21 protein-coding genes, 1 other RNA gene and 1 other annotated feature are annotated in these 23278 nt (G+C 54.8%); of the genes, 17 read left to right on the top strand and 5 right to left on the bottom strand.

The window, feature by feature from the left end; translation table 11 throughout:
- From infC to ACVKSX_RS04495, 13 genes are all read left to right on the top strand, one after another.
- On the top strand, nt 1-552 hold the full coding sequence (infC, locus tag ACVKSX_RS04555; protein ID WP_029519030.1) for a translation initiation factor IF-3: 552 nt from the start codon (nt 1-3) through the stop codon (nt 550-552).
- Between the two features lie 99 nt (nt 553-651).
- A complete protein-coding gene (rpmI, locus tag ACVKSX_RS04550; protein WP_010245683.1) occupies nt 652-849 on the top strand; it encodes a 50S ribosomal protein L35 in 198 nt (65 codons plus the stop codon).
- Nucleotides 850-891: 42 nt separating this feature from the next.
- Nucleotides 892-1248, top strand: coding sequence for a 50S ribosomal protein L20 (gene rplT, locus ACVKSX_RS04545; RefSeq protein ID WP_003853267.1), 357 nt, complete (start codon nt 892-894; stop codon nt 1246-1248).
- Between the two features lie 117 nt (nt 1249-1365).
- Nucleotides 1366-1491 (top strand) — a sequence feature (Phe leader region).
- The gene (gene pheM, locus ACVKSX_RS04540) at nt 1371-1415 is read left to right on the top strand and encodes a pheST operon leader peptide PheM (protein ID WP_106120997.1); all 45 of its coding nucleotides are present in this window, start codon (nt 1371-1373) and stop codon (nt 1413-1415) included. (Overlaps the previous feature by 45 nt.)
- Nucleotides 1492-1562: 71 nt before the next feature.
- Complete coding sequence (gene pheS / locus ACVKSX_RS04535) at nt 1563-2546, top strand: phenylalanine--tRNA ligase subunit alpha (RefSeq protein WP_010245680.1); 984 nt, start codon at nt 1563-1565, stop codon at nt 2544-2546.
- A gap of 14 nt (nt 2547-2560) precedes the next feature.
- Nucleotides 2561-4948, top strand: coding sequence for a phenylalanine--tRNA ligase subunit beta (gene pheT / locus ACVKSX_RS04530; protein ID WP_346526018.1), 2388 nt, complete (start codon nt 2561-2563; stop codon nt 4946-4948).
- A gap of 4 nt (nt 4949-4952) precedes the next feature.
- Complete coding sequence (gene ihfA, locus ACVKSX_RS04525; protein WP_003853259.1) at nt 4953-5255, top strand: integration host factor subunit alpha; 303 nt, start codon at nt 4953-4955, stop codon at nt 5253-5255.
- Nucleotides 5256-5434: 179 nt separating this feature from the next.
- Nucleotides 5435-6418, top strand: a complete 984-nt coding sequence (gene btuC / locus ACVKSX_RS04520; protein ID WP_010670028.1) for a vitamin B12 ABC transporter permease BtuC — start codon at nt 5435-5437, stop codon at nt 6416-6418.
- A gap of 50 nt (nt 6419-6468) precedes the next feature.
- A complete protein-coding gene (locus tag ACVKSX_RS04515) occupies nt 6469-7014 on the top strand; it encodes a glutathione peroxidase (RefSeq protein ID WP_010670029.1) in 546 nt (181 codons plus the stop codon).
- Complete coding sequence (gene btuD / locus ACVKSX_RS04510) at nt 7015-7764, top strand: vitamin B12 ABC transporter ATP-binding protein BtuD (protein ID WP_191919312.1); 750 nt, start codon at nt 7015-7017, stop codon at nt 7762-7764.
- A gap of 68 nt (nt 7765-7832) precedes the next feature.
- Nucleotides 7833-8291: a C40 family peptidase gene (locus tag ACVKSX_RS04505; protein WP_010245666.1), complete on the top strand. Its 459-nt coding sequence runs from the start codon at nt 7833-7835 to the stop codon at nt 8289-8291.
- A 295-nt stretch (nt 8292-8586) separates the two neighbouring features.
- A complete protein-coding gene (locus tag ACVKSX_RS04500; RefSeq protein WP_354438425.1) occupies nt 8587-9333 on the top strand; it encodes an EAL domain-containing protein in 747 nt (248 codons plus the stop codon).
- 80 nt (nt 9334-9413) lie between these two features.
- Nucleotides 9414-10865: a protein adenylyltransferase SelO gene (locus tag ACVKSX_RS04495; RefSeq protein ID WP_354438424.1), complete on the top strand. Its 1452-nt coding sequence runs from the start codon at nt 9414-9416 to the stop codon at nt 10863-10865.
- Between the two features lie 7 nt (nt 10866-10872).
- Here the strand turns inward: ACVKSX_RS04495 and ACVKSX_RS04490 are convergent, their stop codons facing one another.
- Together ACVKSX_RS04490 and ppsR are read right to left on the bottom strand one after the other, a co-directional pair.
- Nucleotides 10873-11919: a 3-deoxy-7-phosphoheptulonate synthase gene (locus ACVKSX_RS04490; protein WP_163851440.1), complete on the bottom strand. Its 1047-nt coding sequence runs from the start codon at nt 11917-11919 to the stop codon at nt 10873-10875.
- 151 nt (nt 11920-12070) lie between these two features.
- Nucleotides 12071-12898, bottom strand: a complete 828-nt coding sequence (gene ppsR / locus ACVKSX_RS04485) for a posphoenolpyruvate synthetase regulatory kinase/phosphorylase PpsR (RefSeq protein WP_010245652.1) — start codon at nt 12896-12898, stop codon at nt 12071-12073.
- A 436-nt stretch (nt 12899-13334) separates the two neighbouring features.
- On the opposite strand from ppsR, the gene ppsA reads away from it, so the two are divergent.
- A complete protein-coding gene (ppsA, locus tag ACVKSX_RS04480) occupies nt 13335-15719 on the top strand; it encodes a phosphoenolpyruvate synthase (RefSeq protein WP_010245649.1) in 2385 nt (794 codons plus the stop codon).
- Between the two features lie 69 nt (nt 15720-15788).
- Here the strand turns inward: ppsA and rprA are convergent.
- Nucleotides 15789-15896: antisense sRNA RprA (gene rprA / locus ACVKSX_RS04475), an RNA gene on the bottom strand.
- Nucleotides 15897-16188: 292 nt separating this feature from the next.
- A complete protein-coding gene (ydiK, locus tag ACVKSX_RS04470; protein WP_010670033.1) occupies nt 16189-17307 on the bottom strand; it encodes an AI-2E family transporter YdiK in 1119 nt (372 codons plus the stop codon).
- Nucleotides 17308-17512: 205 nt separating this feature from the next.
- On the opposite strand from ydiK, the gene ydiJ reads away from it, so the two are divergent.
- On the top strand, nt 17513-20566 hold the full coding sequence (ydiJ, locus tag ACVKSX_RS04465; protein WP_354438423.1) for a D-2-hydroxyglutarate dehydrogenase YdiJ: 3054 nt from the start codon (nt 17513-17515) through the stop codon (nt 20564-20566).
- 33 nt (nt 20567-20599) lie between these two features.
- Here ydiJ and ACVKSX_RS04460 read toward each other — a convergent pair whose 3' ends face one another.
- Nucleotides 20600-21004 (bottom strand): hypothetical protein, encoded by a 405-nt coding sequence (locus ACVKSX_RS04460; RefSeq protein WP_010670035.1) that lies wholly within the window; start codon nt 21002-21004, stop codon nt 20600-20602.
- 388 nt (nt 21005-21392) lie between these two features.
- Here ACVKSX_RS04460 and sufA point away from each other — a divergent pair, with 388 nt between their 5' ends.
- On the top strand, nt 21393-21767 hold the full coding sequence (gene sufA, locus ACVKSX_RS04455; protein ID WP_010245637.1) for a Fe-S cluster assembly scaffold SufA: 375 nt from the start codon (nt 21393-21395) through the stop codon (nt 21765-21767).
- A gap of 7 nt (nt 21768-21774) precedes the next feature.
- Nucleotides 21775-23268 (top strand): Fe-S cluster assembly protein SufB, encoded by a 1494-nt coding sequence (gene sufB, locus ACVKSX_RS04450; RefSeq protein ID WP_010245634.1) that lies wholly within the window; start codon nt 21775-21777, stop codon nt 23266-23268.
- The last annotated feature ends 10 nt before the right edge of the window (nt 23269-23278 follow it).

The following is a 23278-nucleotide window of genomic DNA, read 5'->3' as shown; positions in this document are numbered from 1 at the left end:
ATTAAAGGCGGAAAACGAGTACTACCGACGCGTCCGAACAAAATCAACAGTGAAATCCGCGCAACTGAAGTGCGCTTAACAGGCATGGATGGCGAGCCGATTGGCATTGTCACATTACGCGAAGCTTTGGAAAAAGCCGAGGAAGCGGGCGGCGACTTAGTCGAAATCAGCCCGAATGCCGAACCGCCGGTCTGCCGCATCATGGATTACGGCAAGTTCCTCTATGAAAAAAGCAAATCTTCTAAGGAACAGAAGAAGAAGCAAAAAGTTATTCAGGTTAAGGAAATCAAATTCCGTCCTGGAACCGATGATGGCGACTATCAGGTCAAACTACGCAACCTGATTCGCTTTCTGGAAGAAGGCGATAAAGCCAAAATCACGCTGCGTTTCCGCGGTCGTGAGATGGCGCACCAGCAGATCGGTATGGAAGTGCTTAACCGCGTCCGTAAAGACCTGTGTGAAGATCTGGATTTGGCCATTGTCGAATCCTTCCCTTCGAAGATCGAAGGCCGCCAGATGATCATGGTGCTCGCTCCTAAGAAGAAACAGTAGGCTTTCAAGTAACACTAACCGCGCAGCGTTCGCGCTGTGCGGTCAACTGTTCGCCTGTCTGGGTCATGTTATTAACAATGCGAAGTGGATATTTTTAAAATGCCAAAGATTAAAACTGTACGTGGTGCGGCTAAGCGTTTCCGCAAGACCGCTTCTGGCGGCTTCAAGCGTAAACACGCAAACCTGCGTCATATTCTGACCAAAAAATCTACTAAGCGTAAACGTCACCTGCGCCCTAAAGGCATGGTGTCAAAAGGCGATCTGGGTCTGGTAATTGCCTGCCTGCCGTACGCATAAGTAATTTTTTCATTAAATCAGAATATTAAACAGGAGAGCTAAATGGCTCGTGTAAAACGTGGTGTAGTTGCTCGCGCACGTCACAAAAAAATCTTAAAACAAGCTAAAGGCTATTACGGTGCACGTTCACGTGTTTACCGCGTTGCCTTCCAGGCTGTTATCAAAGCTGGTCAGTATGCTTATCGTGACCGTCGTCAACGTAAGCGTCAGTTCCGTCAGCTGTGGATCGCGCGTATCAACGCAGCGGCTCGTCAGAACGGCATGTCTTACAGCCGTTTCATCAATGGTCTGAAAAAAGCAGCCATTGAGATTGACCGTAAGATCCTGGCCGACATCGCGGTATTCGATAAAGTGGCATTCTCTGCACTGGTCGAAAAAGCGAAATCAGCCCTGGCGTAAGTCAGATGGAAAAGGGAGCTTGCTCCCTTTTTTATTGCCTGTAACTTACGCAAAAGATTGACATTTTCGTCGCTGAGCATTTCAATAGACTCCCTGTATCGCATGACAAGGTAACCGCAAGCATGAACGCTGCTATTTTCCGTTTCTTTTTTTACTTTAGCGCCTGACATCCAGGGGCTTTTGCGCATAAGAAAAGAAACGAAAAATCGCGCTAAAAGCCTCCCTCGTGGAGGCTTTTTTGTTTCTGGCGCTAGCATATTGGACCGGCAGGTCCCAACGAGAACTGACCAGCCTGACTGGAAAAAGAGGAAACTATGTCCCAACTCGCAGAACTGGTGGCCAGCGCCACGGCGGCCATCGACGGGGCGACGGATATCGCCGCCCTTGACGCGGTGCGCGTCGAATACCTGGGTAAGAAAGGACATCTGACACTGCAGATGACTACGTTACGCGAGCTGCCAGCCGAAGAGCGCCCGGCAGCGGGTGCGGTAATCAATGAAGCGAAGCAGCAGGTCACCGAGCGTCTGAATGCGCGCAAAGATGCCCTGGAAGCTGCGGTGCTGAATGCCCGTCTGGCTGAAGAGACCATTGATGTCTCTCTGCCTGGCCGTCGCATTGAGAATGGCGGCCTGCATCCGGTAACCCGCACCATGGATCGCATTGAGACCTTCTTTGGTGAGTTAGGCTTTGGCGTCGTAACCGGTCCAGAAATTGAAGATGATTATCATAACTTCGATGCGCTGAATATTCCTGCCCATCACCCGGCCCGTGCCGATCACGACACCTTCTGGTTTGACGCCACGCGCCTGCTGCGTACCCAGACGTCCGGCGTGCAGATCCGTACCATGAAGGCTCAGCAGCCGCCGATTCGCATTATTGCGCCAGGCCGCGTCTACCGTAACGATTACGATCAGACCCATACCCCGATGTTCCATCAGATGGAAGGGCTGATTGTGGATAAAAATATCAGCTTTACCAACCTGAAAGGCACGCTGCACGATTTCCTGAACAACTTCTTCGAAGAAGATCTGCAGATTCGTTTCCGTCCTTCCTATTTCCCGTTTACTGAGCCATCAGCAGAAGTAGACGTCATGGGTAAAAACGGCAAGTGGCTGGAAGTGCTGGGTTGCGGCATGGTTCACCCTAACGTGCTGCGCAATGTCGGCATCGATCCGGAAGTCTACTCCGGTTTCGCCTTTGGTATGGGCATGGAGCGTCTGACCATGTTGCGCTACGGCGTGACCGATCTGCGTGCCTTCTTTGAAAATGATTTACGTTTCCTCAAACAATTTAAGTAAGGGCAGGATATCCAATGAAATTCAGTGAACTCTGGTTACGCGAATGGGTAAATCCAGCCCTGGACAGCGCTGCGCTGTCTGAACAAATCACTATGGCCGGTCTGGAAGTCGACGGCGTTGATCCGGTTGCCGGTGCCTTCCACGGCGTCGTGGTCGGGGAAGTGGTGGAGTGCGGCCAGCACCCGAATGCAGACAAGCTGCGTGTGACCAAAATCAATGTGGGCGGCGATCGCCTGCTGGATATCGTCTGTGGCGCGCCGAACTGCCGTCAGGGACTGAAAGTCGCGGTCGCCACCGTCGGAGCCGTGCTGCCAGGTGATTTCAAAATCAAAGCGGCCAAACTGCGTGGCGAGCCGTCTGAAGGCATGCTCTGCTCTTTCTCCGAGCTGGGGATTTCCGACGACCACAACGGCATCATCGAGCTGCCAGCCGATGCGCCGATTGGCACCGACATCCGCGCCTACCTGCAGCTTGATGACAACACCATCGAAATCAGCGTCACGCCTAACCGCGCTGACTGTCTGGGTCTTATCGGTATCGCCCGTGATGTCGCCGTCCTCAATGGTTTGCCACTGGACGTGCCGGAGATGCAGCCGGTCGCTGCGACGCTGAACGACACTTTCCCGATTCAGGTTGACGCGACAGAAGCCTGTCCACGCTATCTGGGCCGTGTAGTAAAAGGGATTAACGTAAAGGCGTCAACGCCATTGTGGATGAAAGAGAAGCTGCGTCGTTGTGGTATTCGTTCTATCGATCCGGTGGTGGATATCACTAACTACGTTCTGCTGGAGCTGGGTCAGCCGATGCACGCCTTCGATCTCGACCGCATCGACGGCGGTATCGTGGTGCGTATGGCGAAAGAAGGCGAAAAGCTGACGCTGCTGGATGGCACTGAAGCCAGCCTGCAGAGTGATACCTTAGTGATCGCCGATCATCAGAAAGCGCTGGCGATGGCTGGTATCTTTGGTGGCGAACATTCGGGCGTGAACGGCGAAACGCAGAATATCCTGTTCGAGTGCGCTTACTTTGATCCGCTCTCTATTACCGGCCGCGCCCGTCGTCATGGTCTGCATACCGACGCGTCACATCGCTACGAGCGTGGTGTTGATCCGGCGCTGCAACATACCGCACTGGAGCGTGCTACCCAGCTGCTGCTGTCAATCTGCGGCGGTGAAGCGGGCCCGATCATCGATCAGACCCATCAGGCAGCCCTGCCTGTGCCAGCGACGATCACGCTGCGTCGTGAAAAGCTGGACCGTCTGATTGGCCACGTGATCGCGGATGAGCAGGTGACTGACATTCTGACGCGTCTCGGCTGTGAAGTGACCGTGGGAGAAGGGCAGTGGCAGGCCGTCGCCCCGAGCTGGCGCTTCGATATGGCGATTGAAGAAGATCTGGTTGAAGAAGTGGCCCGTATTTACGGCTACAACAACATTCCGGATGTGCCGGTACAGGCGGGTCTGGTGATGACTCAGCATCGCGAAGCGAATCTGTCGCTGAAGCGCGCGAAAAACCTGCTGGTGGACAAGGGCTATCAGGAAGCGATTACCTATAGCTTCGTCGATCCGAAAATTCAGCAGCTGCTGCACCCGGGTGAAGAGGCGCTGTTGCTGCCGAGCCCAATCTCCAGCGATATGTCGACCATGCGTCTCTCACTCTGGACCGGCCTGCTCAGCGCGGTAGTCTACAACCAGAACCGTCAGCAGAGCCGCGTGCGCCTGTTTGAGAGCGGCTTACGCTTTGTGCCGGATACCCAGGCAGATTTGGGCATCCGTCAGGATCTTATGCTGGCTGGCGTCATCAGCGGTAACCGCGTTGAAGAGCACTGGGATCTGGCGCGTCAGACAGTTGACTTCTATGATTTGAAAGGCGATTTAGAATCGCTGCTCGATTTAACCGGCAAACTGGATGACATCAGCTTCCGTGCTGAAGCGAATCCGGCGTTGCATCCAGGACAGAGCGCGGCGATTTATTTGCATGATGAACATATCGGATTTATCGGCGTGGTTCATCCTGAGCTGGAACGTAAGCTTGATCTTAATGGCCGCACCTTAGTCTTTGAACTGCTTTGGAATAAGGTCGCAGACCGCGTCCTGCCTGACGCGCGCGAGATTTCTCGCTTCCCGGCGAACCGTCGTGATATTGCCGTTGTGGTGGCTGAAAACGTCCCCGCAGCAGATATCATCGCGGAGTGTAAGAAAGTTGGCGTAAATCAGGTAGTTGGCGTAAACTTGTTTGACGTGTACCGCGGTAAGGGCGTTTCTGAGGGCTACAAGAGCCTCGCAATCAGCCTGATTTTGCAGGATACCAGCCGGACACTCGAAGAAGAGGAGATTGCCGCGACCGTTGGCAAATGCGTTGCGGCATTAAAAGAGCGATTCCAGGCAACCTTGAGGGATTGAACCTATGGCGCTTACAAAAGCTGAAATGTCAGAGTACCTGTTTGAGAAACTCGGGCTGAGCAAACGCGATGCCAAAGAGTTAGTAGAGCTGTTTTTCGAAGAGGTACGTCGCGCTTTGGAGAATGGAGAACAGGTAAAACTGTCTGGGTTTGGTAATTTTGACCTGCGTGACAAAAACCAGCGTCCTGGCAGAAACCCGAAAACGGGTGAAGATATTCCGATTACTGCGCGTCGCGTAGTAACGTTCCGCCCAGGACAGAAGCTGAAAAGCCGCGTAGAGAACGCTACACCCAAAGAGACTGACTGAATTTCAGCGTTTCAAAAAGGCCGCGCAAGCGGCCTTTTTTCATGGTTTCAGTACGCAGCAATCCCGCCTCCCGCGCCCGTTAATCTCCCTGGCGGCAAAGAGCAAACCGCCTCATCTGCCTTTCTTTTTTCTGCAATCCCTCTACAATCAAATCTCTGTTTTCTCAGCTAATCCCGCTTATGTCTCTGCTCGACCAGCTCGCGCGCCAGGCCGACCAGCGCGGCCAGAAATGGCTTATTGTGTTAGCACTTATGCTCTCTGCTCTGCTCTGTCTCAGCCTGTGTGCCGGTGACAGCTGGATCGCGCCCTCAGACTGGTTCACGGAAAGCGGCAGGCTCTTTGTCTGGCAGTTGCGGCTGCCCCGCAGTCTGGCGGTGGTGCTGGTCGGTGCGTCGCTGGCGGTATGCGGTGTCGTGATGCAGGCGCTGTTTACAAATCCGCTGGCGGAGCCCGGCCTGCTCGGCGTCTCAAACGGTGCCGGTATTGGCCTGGTGCTCGGCGTGCTGCTGGGCAGCGGTTCGCTGTGGAGCCTTGGGCTGGCGGCGATGGCCGGTGCGCTGATTATTACGCTCATCCTGCTACATTTTGCCCATCGTCAGCTCTCGGTCACCCGGCTGTTGCTTACCGGCGTAGCGCTGGGGATTATCTGTAGTGCCATCATGACCTGGGCGGTCTACTTCAGCACCAGCCTCGATCTGCGTCAGTTGATGTACTGGATGATGGGCGGATTCAGCGGGATTGACTGGCGCTATGGCTGGATGATGCTGGCGCTGCTGCCGGTGATGCTGGCCCTGGGAGCGACCGGGCAGATTCTTAATCTGCTGGCGCTGGGCGAGACATCCGCCCGCCAGCTCGGACTGTCTCTCTTCTACTGGCGTAACCTGCTGGTGCTCGCCATGGGCTGGCTGGTCGGCATCAGCGTCGCGATGGCCGGTGCTATTGGCTTTGTCGGACTGGTGATCCCGCATCTGCTGCGTATGAGCGGCATCAGCGATCACCGTTATCTGCTGCCGGCATCGGCGCTGGCTGGCGCCGGTGTATTACTGGCAGCCGATATTGTGGCACGCCTGGCGCTGACGTCGGCGGAATTACCGATAGGCGTCGTGACGGCGACACTGGGCGCGCCGCTGTTTATTATTTTACTGGTGAAATCTTCACGCTAGCTTCGGCTGGCGACTCTGTATCCACAACAGCATCCACAACAGGAAACAGCATGAACATATATCAAACTGAACTGGTTACGCTCGATGGGGAAAAAACCACGCTATCACAATGGCAGGGCAAGGTACTGCTGGTGGTCAATGTTGCCTCGAAATGTGGTCTGACGCCGCAATATGAAGAGCTGGAGAACCTGCAGAAAGCCTGGCAGGATCAGGGCTTCAGCGTACTCGGTTTTCCCTGCAACCAGTTTCTGGAGCAGGAGCCGGGCAGCAGTGAGGAGATTAAAACCTTCTGCAGCACCACGTATGGTGTCACGTTCCCGATGTTTGCCAAAACCGAGGTGAATGGCGCAGGCCGCCATCCGCTCTATGCCCAGCTGATAGCGGCCCGACCTGACGCGGTGCGCCCGGAAGGCAGCGGCTTTTACGAGCGCATGGAGAGCAAAGGACGCGCGCCGAAAGAGCAGGGCGACATCCTGTGGAACTTCGAAAAATTCCTTATTGGCCGTGACGGCAGCGTGATCCAGCGTTTTGCACCTGACATGACGCCGGAAGATCCGATCATTCTGGAAACCATTAAGCAGGCGCTGGCAAAATAGATGCTGTTGCGCCTGCAACAGGCCGCCCTCCCCGGACGGCTGCTGCCACTGACCGGTGAGCTTGCCGCCGGTCAGCTGCTGCACGTGGCAGGCCCGAACGGTGCAGGCAAAAGCACCTTACTCAGTGTGATTGCGGGACTGCAACCCGCCTCCGGCACGGTGCTGCTGGACGAACAGTCGCTGAGTGACTGGAACGGCGCGGCGATGGCCCGGGTTCGCGGCTGGCTGCCTCAGCAGCAGGCACCGCTGAGTCAGATGCCGGTCTGGCACTATTTGCGTCTGCATCTGAAACAGGCGGCGGGGCAGACAGACGATCGCCTCAGCACGCTGCTGAAACGGCTTCAGCTGCAGGATAAGTTATCGCGTTCACTGACCCGGCTCTCCGGTGGTGAATGGCAGCGCGTCAGGCTGGCGGCGGTCTGTATGCAGATTGATCCCCACATCAATCCACACGGGCGGCTGCTGATCCTTGATGAGCCCATGACCGCGCTGGATATCGCCCAGCAAAAAGCGGTGGACGATCTGATTGCCGACCTGTGCGCGGCGGGCATCAGCGTTATCGCCAGCAGTCACGACCTCAACCACAGCCTGCAACAGGCGGATCGGGTCTGGCTGATGGATCAGGGAGCGTTGATTGCGCAGGGTGAACCGGCTGAGGTTCTGACGCCGCAGCGCCTGACACCGCTCTACCAGATTGCTTTCCGGCAGCTTGAACTCGAAGGACGCACGCTGCTGACCGTATTGCCCTGACACTTGCTACCCGGCGGGCTTTACCGCTACATTAAGCCGGTTGCAACTTCTGATAAGGACATTTGGCGATGCGCCTGGGTTTGCTGATTTTAGTTCTGCTGCTGACGGGATGCAGTCATCACGCTCCGCCGATTAATGGCCGTCTTTCCGATTCGATCACCGTGATTGCGGAACTGAACGATCAGCTCGGTAACTGGCGTGGGACGCCTTATCGCTATGGCGGCATGAGTCGTAACGGGGTTGACTGCTCCGGCTTTGTCTATCTGACTTTCCGCGATAAATTTGCGCTGCAACTGCCGCGCACCACCTCAGCTCAAAGCGATATCGGCACCCGAATCAGCAAAGACGAGCTGCTGCCAGGCGATCTGGTCTTCTTCAAAACCGGTCGCGGGGAGAATGGCCTGCATGTGGGCATTTATGACACCGATAACGCCTTTATTCATGCCTCAACCAGCCAGGGCGTGATCCGCTCCTCGCTCGACAATGTCTACTGGCGAAAAGTGTTCTGGCAGGCGCGTCGTATTTAAACGCAGGTCCGGGGAATCAGACTTAAGTCCAATTTTAAATAGAGTTAAAACAGAGAGTAAAAGGTTTATTTTAAATGACAGTTATTGCGCGTGGGTTTTAATAAACATAATAAACGCTTATTTAATTCCACTAATAACCGCTGTTTTATCGCTACTATTTGGCTTAAGGGTGATCACCTGCTGCCAAACGGCAATGGAAGAGTAAAGAAGTTCGTCTCTTCAATGATTTGGCACTATTGCCTGCGCCTGACCATTACTATACGATATCCCCATCGCCGCATATTCTGGCATTAAAATGAAAATTCATCTTTCGGCCGACTATCAGTCGGAAATCTGGTTTTATCCTGTCTGTGATGTTAATGGGCGACTGACCGCTGTCGAGCTGGTCACGCAGTTTGTGCATGAAAGTGCCCCCATCACCCTGCCGCAGGATCTGTTGCTGCCGCAGCTCGATGAGTCGCAGCAGCTGCGCCTGCTGCAAAGTCAGATTAGATTGCTGGAGCAGAATCGCGGCTTTTTTGAAGCGCATTCCGTGTCAGCATTTATACGTATTGATGAAGGCATGGCCCGGACGCTGCTGGCCAGCGAATTAGTGATGCGCAAAATAAAGCAGTTGCCATTCATTCTGTTGAATATCACTGAAACGTTTCCGCAACTAAAACTGGGAAAAAATAATCCCCTGCTGGCAAGCCTGCATGCTGAGTTTAATTTAGCGATTTCTCATTTCGGCGCGGGTAAGACCCCCTCTAATGCGGTCTACGATAATTTATTCAGCTGCATCTGCCTGGACAAAGAGTTTATTCATTCGCTGGCAAAGCGCGCTTCATTCGTGCCATTTATTCAGAGCATTATCGATAATTTCCGCGCCCATTGTGACCGCCTCATTATTTGTGGCATTGATGACGACGTGCTGCTGGATAAAGTCAGCCAGCTGAGCGGTGCCGAGTTTCAGGGTGCGCTCTTCCCGGTGGTAAAATCTGACGCGCTGCATTCACTGATCTGCGCCGACGATCGTGTGCCATCCGCGCAGCATCCCGGCTGATACTTCCTGTTAATCCCCGCTATCAGCGTTACACTAGAGGACTAACCTTAAGTAACGCTGAGCATCGCATGGGAGAAACAATGTCCTCAGGCAAGGCCTCTTTCGACAACACCTGGTTCCGTGAACTTACCGGGTGTTACACCGCGCTGAACCCCACGCCACTGGCAGGCGGACGCCTGCTGTATCATAACGCACCGCTTGCAGCCTCAATGGGGCTGGATAGCGCGCTCTTTGCCGATAAGGGTCATGCCGTCTGGCACGGTGCCGCACTGCTGCCCGGCATGCAGCCGCTGGCGCAGGTCTACAGCGGCCATCAGTTTGGCGTCTGGGCGGGCCAGCTTGGCGACGGGCGCGGCATTCTGCTGGGTGAGCAGCGTCTGGAGGATGGCATCAAGCTGGACTGGCATCTCAAGGGCGCAGGCCTGACGCCTTATTCCCGCATGGGGGATGGTCGTGCCGTGATCCGTTCCAGCGTGCGTGAGTTTCTCGCCTCGGAAGCGCTGCATCATCTGGGCATTCCCACTACGCGTGCGCTGACCCTGTCGATAGGTGATGAGCCGGTCTACCGCGAAACAACAGAGCGTGGCGCGATGCTGATGCGCATTTCACCGAGTCATCTGCGTTTCGGTCATTTCGAGCATTTCTTTTACAGCCAGCAGCAGGAGAAAGTGCAGCAACTGGCCGACTACGCCATTCGCCATCACTGGCCGCATCTGGACGCTGAAGCAGACCGCTATCAACAGTGGTTTACCGACATTGTGTTACGCACTGCGCGTCTGATTGCGCTGTGGCAGAGCGTGGGCTTTGCTCATGGAGTGATGAACACGGACAACATGTCGATTCTGGGTCTGACCATCGACTATGGCCCCTTTGGTTTTCTGGATGATTATCAGCCTGACTTCATCTGTAATCACAGCGACTATCAGGGGCGCTACAGCTTTGAAAATCAGCCAATGATCGGCATGTGGAATCTTAACCGGCTGGCACATGCGCTGTCGGGTCTGCTGACCACCGAGCAGTTGCGGACGGCACTGAGCGCCTACGAACCTGAACTGATGCGGATCTGGGGCGAACGGATGCGGGCGAAACTCGGTCTGCTGACGCAGCAGAGCAGCGATAATGAGATTCTGACCGATCTGCTGGCACTGATGACGCAGGAGCATAGCGATTACACCCTGACGTTCCGCCTGCTCAGTGAGACGCAACAGGCTGACAGCCGTTCACCGCTGCGGGATGAGTTTATTGATCGTGAGGCGTTTGATAGCTGGTATCAGCGCTACCGCAGCCGTCTGATGGATGAGCAGGTCAGCGATGCAGAACGTCAGGCCGTGATGAAGGCGGCCAATCCGGCGGTGATTCTGCGCAACTATCTGGCGCAGCAGGCGATTGAAGAGGCGGAGCGGGGAGAGCAGGGGGCGCTGGCACGTCTGCATCAGGCGTTACAGCAACCCTTTAGCGATCAGACAGCCGCTGAATATCGTCAGCGGCCGCCAGACTGGGGCAAAACCCTGGAGGTGAGCTGCTCCAGCTGATGCAGACTCAGAGGCGGTGAGAAACCGCCTCGGCCAGCAGGGCGAGCACCTTTTCGCTCTCCTGCCAGCCGAGGCAGGGATCGGTAATCGACTTGCCGTAGACCAGCGGTTCGCCGCTGACGACTTTCTGATTGCCCTCTTCCAGGAAGCTTTCAATCATCACACCGGCAACGGCCTGCGATCCCGCTTTAATCTGTTCTGCCACCTCTGCCGCGACATCCATCTGACGACGATGCTGCTTCAGGCAGTTACCGTGACTGAAGTCGATCACCAGTTGCTGTGGCAGATTAAATGCCGACAGACTTTCGGCCGCGGCGGCAACATCACTGGCATGATAGTTAGGCTGTTTGCCGCCACGCAGGATCACATGACCATGCGGGTTGCCGCTGGTCTGATAGATAGTCATCTGGCCCAGCTTATCGGGCGAAAGGAACATGTGGCTGGCGCGCGCGGCGCGAATCGCATCCACGGCAATCTGTACGTTACCATCGGTGCCATTTTTAAAGCCGACCGGGCAGGAGAGGGCCGATGCCATTTCGCGGTGGATCTGGCTTTCGGTGGTGCGTGCGCCAATCGCGCCCCAGCTAATCAGATCGGCAATAAACTGGCCGATCACCATATCCAGGAATTCCGTGGCGGTAGGCAGGCCCAGCGCGTTGATATCAATCAGCAGCTGGCGGGCGATGCCTATGCCGCGGTTCACATCGTAGCTCCCATCCAGATCCGGATCGGAGATTAAGCCTTTCCAGCCCACTACGGTGCGCGGCTTTTCAAAGTAGGCGCGCATCACAATCTCCAGCCGATCTTCATAGCGGCGGCGTAACGCGTTCAGACGCTCAGCATATTCCAGTGCCGCTTTCGGGTCGTGCAGCGAGCAGGGGCCAATCACCACCAGCAGGCGGTGATCTTCACCCGTCAGAATACGGGCAATACGTTTACGGGCAGCGGTGACATTGTCGGCAATTGCCGGAGAGACAGGATGCTCAGCCGCCAGGCTGGCGGGGGTAATCAGACTACCAATGCGTGCGGTACGCAGTTCGTCGGTTTTGTTCATGGGTTTCTCGAAAACGGTTCTTCGCAGCGGTGAAATACCGGGAAGTGATGGTGGTCACAATAAACCATTAGTCTGCGAATTCAACCCGGAATTTAATAATGAAATCAAAAGCGACGGCAGCGCCGCTTTACAGTTCAGCGCCGGTTACCCATCAGTACATGCGGCGAGTCAGGCCCATAATGTCGAGAATTTTGGTCGCAATCTCCTCCACGGAGTAGTTGGTGCTGTTGAGATAGCGGATCTGATGAGTGCGAAACAGCGCTTCCACTTCGCCCACCTCCAGCCGGCACTGACGCATCGAGGCGTAACGGGTATTTTCCGCTCGCTCCTGACGTATCGCAGCCAGCCGTTCCGGGTCGATGGTCAGCCCGAACAGTTTATTCTGATGCGCGCGCAGCGCGGGCGGGAGTTTAAGGTTATCCATATCGTCGGCAATGAATGGATAGTTGGCGGCGCGAATACCAAACTGCATTGCCAGATAGAGGCTGGTGGGTGTTTTGCCACAGCGCGAGACGCCTAACAGAATCACCTGCGCATCTTCCAGCCCGCGCAGTGAGATGCCGTCATCATGCGCCAGGGTGTAATCGATGGCCGCGATACGTGCGTCATATTTACCCAGGTTACTGGCATCCAGTCCATGGGTACGGTGTGCCACCGGCGCGGGCGATAACCCCAGCTCCTGCTGAAGCGGGGCGACCAGCGCCTGGACGATATCCTGACAAAAGCCGTCACTCTGTACGATGATGTCGCGCACTTCCGGCGTCACGATGGAGAAAAAGACCAGCGGCCGGACACCGCTCTGCTGATAGAGCGCGTTAATCTGGGCTTTAACCGCCAGCGCCCGCTGAACATTTTCCACAAACGGCAGCGTCAGGCTGGTGATATTGACCGGAAACTGCGACAGCACCGCATGACCCAGCACCTCAGCCGTAATGGCCGTACCATCGGAGATATAAAAAACGCTTCTGTCAGTTGTCATAACGAAATCAGCCTCAGACAAGAGTGAGCATTCAGCATGGGCCATGCGATTAAATAAATCATCTCTGATTTTAATTTCTGGAATGTCTGTCCGGATTATTTGTCTGTCGTTTCATCACGATACTAAAAATGAAAGGGTGGCTCGTTGAGCCAGTATTCTTTTAATCCGTCGTTAAGCCGCAAATAGCCACGCAGTTGTTGCGCAACAAAACTGAATGCTTAAGTGGCTGAAAATCTGCCATTTCCTGTGGCATCAATCATTTAGAGAAAAAAGGCGACTTTGCGCAACAGCAAAATAATGCGCTCACAATTCCGAAACTGTGGCTGAAATTCTGCTTTAACGATTCAACAGATCGTTATTGAGAGGGTGATATGCCAGGCTGAAGACAGATTACTCCCTGTGTCCATTCATTGATAATTGATAAAGGATAAGCTCAATGTCCAGTAAAGGCGAACAGCCACTCGTGCTCTGGTATAACCAGCTTGGCATGCATGATGTTGACCGGGTGGGGGGCAAAAATGCCTCTCTGGGTGAAATGATTACTAATCTGTCGTCGCTGGGCGTTTCCGTGCCCAACGGTTTCGCGACCACATCCTACGCCTTTAACCTGTTCCTCGATCAAAGCGGGCTGAATCAGCGTATTTATGCGCTGCTGGATGAGACCGATATTGATGACGTTGATGCGCTGGCAAAAGCGGGTAAGCAGATTCGTCAGTGGGTCGTGGAGACACCGTTCCTGCCCGAGCTGGAGTCCGCCATTCTGGACGCCTATAAGCAGCTTTCTGCTGATGATGATGCCGCGTCGTTTGCCGTGCGCTCCTCTGCAACCGCAGAAGATATGCCTGACGCCTCTTTTGCCGGCCAGCAGGAAACCTTCCTGAATGTACAGGGCATCGACGCCGTCATGGTGGCGGTAAAGCATGTCTTCGCCTCGCTGTTTAATGACCGCGCTATCTCCTACCGTGTGCATCAGGGCTATGACCATCGTGGCGTTGCGCTCTCAGCGGGAATACAGCGCATGGTGCGTTCAGACCTGGCCGCCTCGGGTGTGATGTTCACCATTGATACCGAGTCCGGCTTTGATCAGGTGGTCTTTATCACCGCCGCACTGGGGCTGGGGGAAATGGTGGTGCAGGGTGCCGTTAACCCGGATGAGTTCTATGTGCACAAGCCAACCCTGGCAGCCGATCGTCCGTCGATTGTGCGCCGCAATATGGGCTCGAAAAAGGTTCGCATGGTCTATGCCGATTCCCAGGCGCATGGCGAGCAGGTGCGGATCGAAGATGTGCCTGAGGCCGAACGCGACCGTTTCTGCCTGAGCGATGAGGAAGTGCAGGCGCTGGCGAAGCAGGCGGTGCTGATTGAACAGCACTATCAGCGCCCGATGGATATTGAGTGGGCCAAAGATGGGCACACCGGCAAACTGTTTATTGTTCAGGCGCGCCCTGAAACCGTACGCTCAAATGGTCAGGTAATGGAGCGTTATACGCTGCAGGGGCAGGGCAGCGTTGTCGTGGAAGGTCGTGCTATCGGTCATCGTATTGGCGCAGGCGTGGTGAAGGTCATCCACGATATCAGCGAAATGAACCGCATTGAAAAAGGCGATGTGCTGGTGACCGACATGACCGACCCGGACTGGGAACCGATCATGAAAAAAGCATCAGCGATTGTGACTAACCGTGGCGGACGGACCTGTCATGCAGCGATCATCGCGCGTGAGCTGGGCATTCCGGCAGTGGTGGGCTGTGGTGACGCCACCGACCGGCTGAAAGAGGGGCATAACGTCACTGTCTCATGTGCCGAAGGTGATACCGGCTACGTCTACGATCAACTGCTCGACTTCGACGTCACCAGTTCGCAGGTCGATTCACTGCCTGAACTGCCGCTGAAGATCATGATGAACGTGGGCAATCCCGATCGCGCCTTTGATTTCGCCTGTCTGCCTAACGAAGGCGTGGGTCTGGCGCGGCTGGAATTTATCATTAACCGCATGATTGGCGTCCACCCTAAAGCGCTGCTGGAGTTTGACCAACAGACGCCGGAGCTGCAGCAGCAGATCCGTAAAATGATGAAAGGATTTGATGATCCGGTGGAGTTTTATATCGCTCGCCTGACTGAAGGAATTGCCACGCTTGGCGCCGCTTTTGCGCCGAAACGCGTAATTGTCCGACTTTCTGACTTTAAAACCAATGAATATGCCAACCTGGTGGGTGGAGAACGCTACGAGCCGGAAGAGGAAAACCCGATGCTGGGATTCCGGGGTGCGGGTCGCTATGTCGCTGACAGCTTCCGGGACTGCTTTGCACTGGAGTGCGAAGCGGTGAAACGTGTTCGCAACGAGATGGGCCTGACAAACGTCGAGATTATGGTTCCGTTTGTGCGCACCGTTGAGCAGGCGAAGGCTGTGGTGGAAGAGCTGGGGCGTCAGGGACTGAAGCGCGGCGAGAACGGGCTGAAGATCATTATGATGTGCGAGATCCCGTCAAATGCCCTGCTGGCGGATCAGTTCCTGGAGCACTTCGATGGCTTCTCTATTGGCTCAAACGACATGACTCAGCTGACGCTGGGGCTGGACCGCGACTCTGGCGTCGTCTCCGCGCTGTTTGACGAGCGTAACGAAGCCGTGAAGATGCTGCTTTCAATGGCGATAAGGGCGGCGAAGCAGAAGGGGAAATATGTCGGAATCTGCGGGCAGGGACCGTCAGACCATCAGGATTTCGCCGCATGGCTGATGGAAGAGGGCATCGACAGTCTGTCACTGAACCCGGACACGGTGGTGGAGACCTGGGTGAGTCTGGCGCAGTTAAATAAAACAGCCTGATACGGGTTGTTAGCACTCTTCAGGGCCCGCTATGCGGGCCTTTTCTGTTTATATCTGGTCAGATTCAGGCAAAAAAAAAGCCCATCACAGGGGATGGGCAAAGACTACACACAGCAATTCTTTACTCTACTCAGGGGAATGAGATTGTCTGAAAATCATCAGGTTGATTTCGAACATAGGAAACATGTTATTCATACGGCTGGCTGGCGTCTTTAAGAATCCTCTTATTAGTTTAAAGCCAATAATCTTTTGTGACCTTTACTTCGCCATTTGGCTTAAGAAACAGTGCAGAAAGTAATCTTTTTTGGCCCGAAAAGGTCACTTTCAGGCCAAAGGTGGCTTTTTTCTTAAAAATCGCTAATGGAAAACAGAATTTATCTGATCTGAGAGAAGGGGTGCGGTTAATCATCATTAACCGCACTAATCAATGCTTATGGGGGCTAGCGGCGCAGCGGGTTGTTGCATCTCATCATACAGCAGGCGGGGTATCATCGTGATCCGCCAGGGCATCAGCCACGGCCAGTTGGTCACTATCCGGGGCAGGCGCTTCATGAACCCAGACGGAAACCAGACGGTAGGAGACCGCCAGAACCACCGGCCCGATAAACAGACCAATCATCCCGAACGCAAACAGTCCACCAATAACACCAGAAAGAATCAGGATCATTGGCAGATCGGCACCCATACGGATCAGCATCGGGCGCAGCACGTTATCCATCGTGCCGACCACACAGCTCCAGACCAGCAGCACCGTTCCCCATGTTGTATCTCCGCTCCAGTAGAGGTAGATAATGGCGGGAACCAGCACCAGTAGCGGGCCGAGCTGTACCAGACAGCAGAGGATCATCAGCACCGTCAACAGCGTGGCGTAAGGAATGCCGGAGATCGCCAGACCGATACCGCCCAGCACGCCCTGTACCAGCGCCGTCACTACTACGCCAAGCGCCACGGCACGAATGGACTGCGCCGCCAGCAGTACGGCGGCATCACCGCGCCGTCCCGCCATGCGGAAAGCAAAGTGACGAATGCCCTGGGCAGCCTGCTCGCCACGCCAGTAAAGCAGCACGCTGAACAGTAACATCACGCCCAGATGGATCATAAAGCGTCCGAAATGACCGGCCTGCGCGACAAAAAAGCCGGTGGTACGGCCGATATAGGGCTGTATTTTCGCCATGACGCCGGCACCGCCGCTCGCCACCAGCGTGTCATAACTGACATAAAGCTTCTTGCCGACCATCGGTACATCGTTGAGCCATAACAGTCGCGGCATCATATGCCCCTGGGTAACCCAGGCAATCACCGGCGCGCTGTTATCAATCAGGCTGCTGACCAGCAGGGCGATAGGGATAATAAACAGCAGCAGCAGCAGCAGTGTCATCACGATCACCGCCAGGGAACGGCGTCCCCATAACAGTCGCTGGAATTTCAGCATCAATGGCCAGGTGGCAATCACCACCATGCTGGCCCAGGCAAAGCCCAGAATAAACGGCTGCACGACCCATAAACAGGCGACAATCAGCAGCAGAATGAACATCAGGGTGAAGAGTATTTGCGGTAAATCCATATCCCGGTACTGGCTTTTCATCATTGACTCATAACCTCGTCTTAATCCTTCATTTTCAGGCATTCGGATGCCGGTTTTTATCATGATCTATTTGCTGAGGTTTAAACAGAGTTGCGGAGAAAGGTTTTTGCCTTTTCTGAAAAAAGGGCAGGCGCAGGAAAAATATGATAAAACGAGAAATCGCTAATCTATAAACGCAAACGTTTACAACACCTTCGGTCAGACAATCATGATCCCACAGATTTCGCAGGCACCGGGCCTCGTTCAACTGGTGCTGACGTTCCTTGAGTCGTTGAAAGAGCAGGGTTTTACCGGTGACATGGCAACCAGCTATGCCGATCGTCTCTCACTCTCCACCGATAACAGCATCTATCAATTGCTGCCCGACGCGGCGCTCTTTCCGCGCTCGACTGCGGATGTTGCGCTGCTCGCCCGCGTGGCCGGAGAAGCGCGCTTTGCCAGTCTGGTATTTACCCCGCGCGGCGGCGGTACCGGCACCAACGGTCAGTCGCTGAATCAGGGGATTGTGGTGGATATGTCGCGCTACATGAACCGTATCCTGGAGATCAATACGGATGAGGGCTGGGTGCGGGTTGAAGCGGGGGTGATCAAAGATCAGCTTAACGCCTGGCTGAAGCCATTCGGCTTTTTCTTCTCGCCGGAGTTATCCACCAGTAACCGTGCCACGCTGGGCGGCATGATTAATACCGATGCGTCCGGCCAGGGCTCACTGGTCTATGGCAAAACCTCGGACCATGTGCTGGGCCTGCGCGCCGTGCTGCTGGGCGGCGATATCCTTGATACGCGTCCAATGGCCACCGCGCTGGCTGAAACCCTGGCGCAGACGGCTACGCCCGAAGGCCGGCTCTATCAGCAGGTGCTGACGCGCTGCCGCGAGCATCGTGCGCTGATTCTGGAAAAGTTTCCAAAGCTGAATCGGTTCCTGACCGGATATGACCTGCGCCATGTCTTCAGCGACGATATGCAAACCTTTGACCTGACGCGCCTGCTGTGCGGCGCAGAGGGCACGCTGGCCTTTGTCACGGAAGCGCGGCTTGATATCACGCCGCTGCCTAAAGTGCGCCGACTGGTGAATATCAAATATGACTCCTTTGACTCCGCCCTGCGCAATGCGCCTTTTATGGTGGAAGCGCAGGCGCTCTCGGTAGAGACCGTTGACTCTAAGGTGCTGAACCTGGCGCGTGAAGACATTGTCTGGCACTCGGTGCGCGAATTGATCGCCGATGTACCCGACAAAGAGATGCTGGGTCTGAATATTGTTGAGTTTGCCGGTGACAACGCCGCGCTGATCGATCAGCAGATTGAACAGCTTTGTGGCCGCCTTGACGCACTGATGGCGCAGCAGCAGGGCGGCGTGATTGGCTATCAGTTCTGTAACGACCTGGATGGCATTGAACGCATTTATAACATGCGTAAAAAAGCGGTGGGTCTGTTGGGAAATGCCAAAGGCCGGGCTAAACCGATTCCCTTTGTGGAAGATACCGCGGTCCCACCGGAAAAACTGGCGGACTACATCGTCGAGTTTCGCGCGCTGCTCGACAGCCACGGGCTGAGCTACGGAATGTTTGGTCACGTCGATGCAGGCGTACTGCATGTGCGTCCGGCGCTGGATATGTGCGATCCGCAGCAGGAGATGATGATGAAACAGATCTCCGACGAAGTCGTAGCGCTGACAGCGCGCTACGGCGGCCTGCTGTGGGGTGAACATGGCAAAGGGTTTCGAGCCCAGTACAGTCCGGCATTCTTCGGTGAGACGCTGTTTAACGAATTGCGCCGCATCAAAGCGGCCTTTGATCCGCTCAATCGCCTGAATCCGGGCAAGATCTGTACGCCATTCAACAGTAATGATGAAATGATGCAGGTCGATGCGGTGAAGCGCGGAACCTATGATCGTCAGATCCCGTTAACGGTCCGGGATGAATGGCGTGGCGCGATGGAGTGTAACGGCAACGGGTTGTGTTTTAACTTTGATGCCCGCAGCCCGATGTGTCCCTCCATGAAGATCACCCGCAACCGCATTCACTCGCCCAAAGGGCGGGCAACGCTGACGCGGGAGTGGCTGCGGCTGCTGGCCGGGCAGGGTGTCGATCCGCTCACCCTGGAAAAGCAGCTGCCCGAAAATCGGCTGTCGCTTCGCACTCTGATTGCCCGTACCCGCAATAGCTGGCACGCCAGCAAAGGGGAGTATGACTTCTCGCACGAGGTGAAAGAGGCGATGTCGGGCTGTCTGGCCTGCAAAGCCTGCTCCACCCAGTGTCCGATTAAAATTGACGTGCCCGCTTTCCGCTCGCGCTTCTTACAGCTCTACCACACCCGTTATCTGCGTCCGGTCAGCGATCACCTGGTGGCTGCAGTGGAGGGCTACGCGCCGCTGATGGCAAGAGCACCGAAAGTGTTTAACTTCTTTCTGCGCCAGCCGTGGCTGAAAGAGATAAGTAAAACCCATATCGGTATGGTCGATCTGCCTCTGCTTTCGGCCCCAAATCTGAAACAGCAGCTCAGTGGTCATCCCGCCATGAACATGACGCTGGAGCAGCTGGAAGGGCTGTCAGCCGCTGAACGCGCAAACTGTGTGCTGGTGGTGCAGGATCCTTTTACCAGCTTCTATGAGGCGCAGCTGGTTAACGATTTTGTCAGGCTGATTGAGAAACTGGGCTACCGACCCGTGCTCCTGCCATTCTCGCCAAATGGCAAAGCGCAACATGTGAAAGGTTTCCTGCAACGTTTCGCCCGCACGGCGTCCCGCACCGCCGATTTCCTGAATCGGGTGGCAAAACTGGGGGTGCCCATGGTCGGTGTCGATCCGGCCACGGTGCTCTGCTATCGCGATGAGTATCGTCAGACGCTGGGCGAATCACGCGGCGACTTTAACGTCCTGCTGGTACATGAGTGGTTAGAGCGTGCACTGGCAGAGCGTGACGTGCAGGCCACGGGCGGAGAATCCTGGTATCTGTTTGCGCACTGCACCGAGGTGACCGCGCTGCCCTCCACACCGAATCAGTGGCAGGCGATCTTCTCCCGTTTTGGCGCGAAGCTGGAGAACATCAATGTTGGCTGCTGCGGTATGGCTGGCACCTACGGTCACGAAAGTAAGAACCTTGAAAACTCGCTGGGGATCTACGCGCTCTCCTGGCATCCCCAGCTTCAGCGACTGCCACGCCAGCGCTGCCTGGCCACCGGCTATTCGTGCCGCAGTCAGGTCAAGCGTGTAGAGGGCAACGGAATGCGTCATCCGCTTCAGGCACTGTTAGAGCTAATGTAAAAAAATTGTGCGCGACGTCACGCCCTGGCTGGATTAGAATATCCAGCCTGCGTGACGCATGAAGTCACTTTGCAGCGCAGTGGCCTGGTTCCACTCCCCGACCATTGCCAGTTGATGGCAGAGGCGGGTCAGGGACAATCGCGCCAGTTGATAAGCCTGAAGGCGAAACAGGCGATCGCGATCGCTGTTTCCCATCTCCTGCACCAGTCGGTGATGCAGTTTACCCATGGCATGCAGGTAACTCTGGTCGTCACCGTTCAACTGGCAGATTTCTGCCATATCCTGACAGGCATCGTTAAACTGACGTAGCTGATGAATCGTGCAGTCGGCCCGGTCGAGCTTTGCCTGCGCCATATAAAAGTCGACGGTGATATCACGCACCGCAAACTGATATTCGTCGATTTTGTGCTGCAGCCAGGCTGAGACAGAAAGCGTCATAACGCCACCCTGAATGTAAATGATAATAATTATCATATTCAATTGAGCTGTGATTGCAATTGGCGGGCAGAAAAATTTATCGATTTATCCTGCCTGTCGGTATAATCGGAAATAACAATCTGTTTACATCGCAGAAAGGCGTAACCTATCAATAAGCATTTTTATGAAAAATGGTTATTTAAAAAAGAGTGATTTATTAATAGGTTAACACTGGCTTATTTATGCTGACGCGCTCACCACAAGGTGAGCTGAAGAGGCTATGCTTAATAATTAAGCAAATAAAACCGCACAAGATGATTATCCCTGCAAAACAAGAGGTTGAAGTGATTGGTCAGATCACTACCATAGGGGGATAGCCTGAAAAGGTCCGGACTCAAGAGGTATCAACATGGCATCCGTTAATACAGACTCTTTCTCACCCGACGATTTTGTCTGGAAAGGGCTGACGCTGACTGAAACCGCAGCGCAACAAATTCTCAATCTGGCGGCTCAGGACCCCGATGTCAAGGGTCTGCGGCTCGGCGTAAAACAATCCGGCTGCGCCGGGTTTGGTTACGTCATGGATCTGGTGAAAGAGCCAGTCGAGGATGATTTGCAGTTCTCATTCCATGGCGCAACGCTGTTTGTGCCGCTACAGGCGATGCCATTCGTTGATGGCACCGAACTGGACTACGTTCGTGAAGGCCTGAATCAGATTTTTAAATTCAATAACCCTAAAGCTCAGCACGCCTGCGGGTGCGGTGAGAGCTTTGGCGTCGAGTAAGTGAAATATGTCACGACACAGCGAAACATCTGACGATGTACAAATCTGGGAAGGCAAGCTCAACTACAAAGAGGGCTTCTTTACCCAACTGCAAACCGAAGAATTTGCCAACGGCATCAATGAAGATGTGGTGCGGGCGATCTCGGCCAAGCGTAACGAGCCAGAGTGGATGCTGGAGTTTCGTCTTAAAGCGTTTCGTGCCTGGCTTGAAATGGAAGAGCCACACTGGCTGAAAGCGCACTACGAAAAACTCGACTACCAGGATTACAGCTACTACTCCGCGCCTTCCTGCGGCAACTGTGATGACAGCTGCGCATCAGAACCCGGTGCACTGCAGGCATCAGGCAGCGCGCCAGCCAGCGATTATCTGACGCAGGAAGTGGAAAACGCCTTTAATCAGCTGGGTGTCCCGGTGCGTGAAGGCCGTGAAGTGGCGGTTGACGCCATTTTTGACTCCGTTTCGGTGGCGACCACCTATCGCGGCAAGCTGGCGGAGCAGGGGATTATCTTCTGTTCCTTTGGCGAAGCGATCCAGGAGCACCCGGAGCTGGTGAAGCAGTATCTCGGCACGGTTGTTCCGGCGAACGATAACTTCTTTGCAGCGCTGAACTCGGCAGTCGCCTCTGACGGCACCTTCGTTTATATCCCGAAAGGGGTGCGTTGCCCGATGGAGTTGTCGACCTATTTCCGCATCAACGCAGCGAAAACCGGTCAGTTCGAACGCACCATCCTGATTGCCGATGAAGACAGCTACGTCAGCTACATCGAAGGCTGTTCAGCGCCAGTGCGTGACACCTATCAGCTGCACGCGGCCGTGGTGGAAGTCATCATCCACAAAAATGCCGAAGTGAAATATTCGACGGTTCAGAACTGGTTCCCAGGCGGCGAAGGTGAGGGGGGTATCCTGAACTTCGTGACCAAGCGCGCGCTGTGTGAAGGTGACCACAGCAAGATGTCCTGGACACAGTCTGAAACCGGCTCTGCTATCACCTGGAAATACCCAAGCTGCATTCTGCGCGGGGACTATTCAGTGGGTGAATTCTACTCAGTGGCACTGACCAGCGGTCGTCAGCAGGCCGATACCGGCACCAAGATGATCCACATTGGTAAAAACACCAAATCGACCATCATCTCCAAAGGGATTTCGGCCGGTAAAAGTCAGAACACCTATCGCGGGCTGGTGAAAATCATGCCAACCGCGACCAATGCCCGTAACTTTACGCAGTGTGACTCGATGCTGATCGGTCCTGATTGCGGCGCACATACTTTCCCGTATGTGGAGACCCGCAACAATACCGCTCAGCTTGAGCATGAAGCCACGACATCACGTATCGGCGAAGATCAGATGTTCTACTGTCTGCAACGCGGTATCAGTGAAGAAGACGCCATCTCGATGATCGTGAACGGCTTCTGTAAAGACGTATTCTCGGAGTTGCCACTGGAATTTGCTGTGGAAGCCCAGAAATTGTTAGCCATCAGCCTTGAGCACAGTGTGGGCTGATGCCGTCACA

Source organism: Pantoea sp. PvP021 (assembly GCF_054056055.1).
Note: the sequence above shows the minus strand (reverse complement) of the source record. Positions and strands in the feature narration are given on the sequence as shown.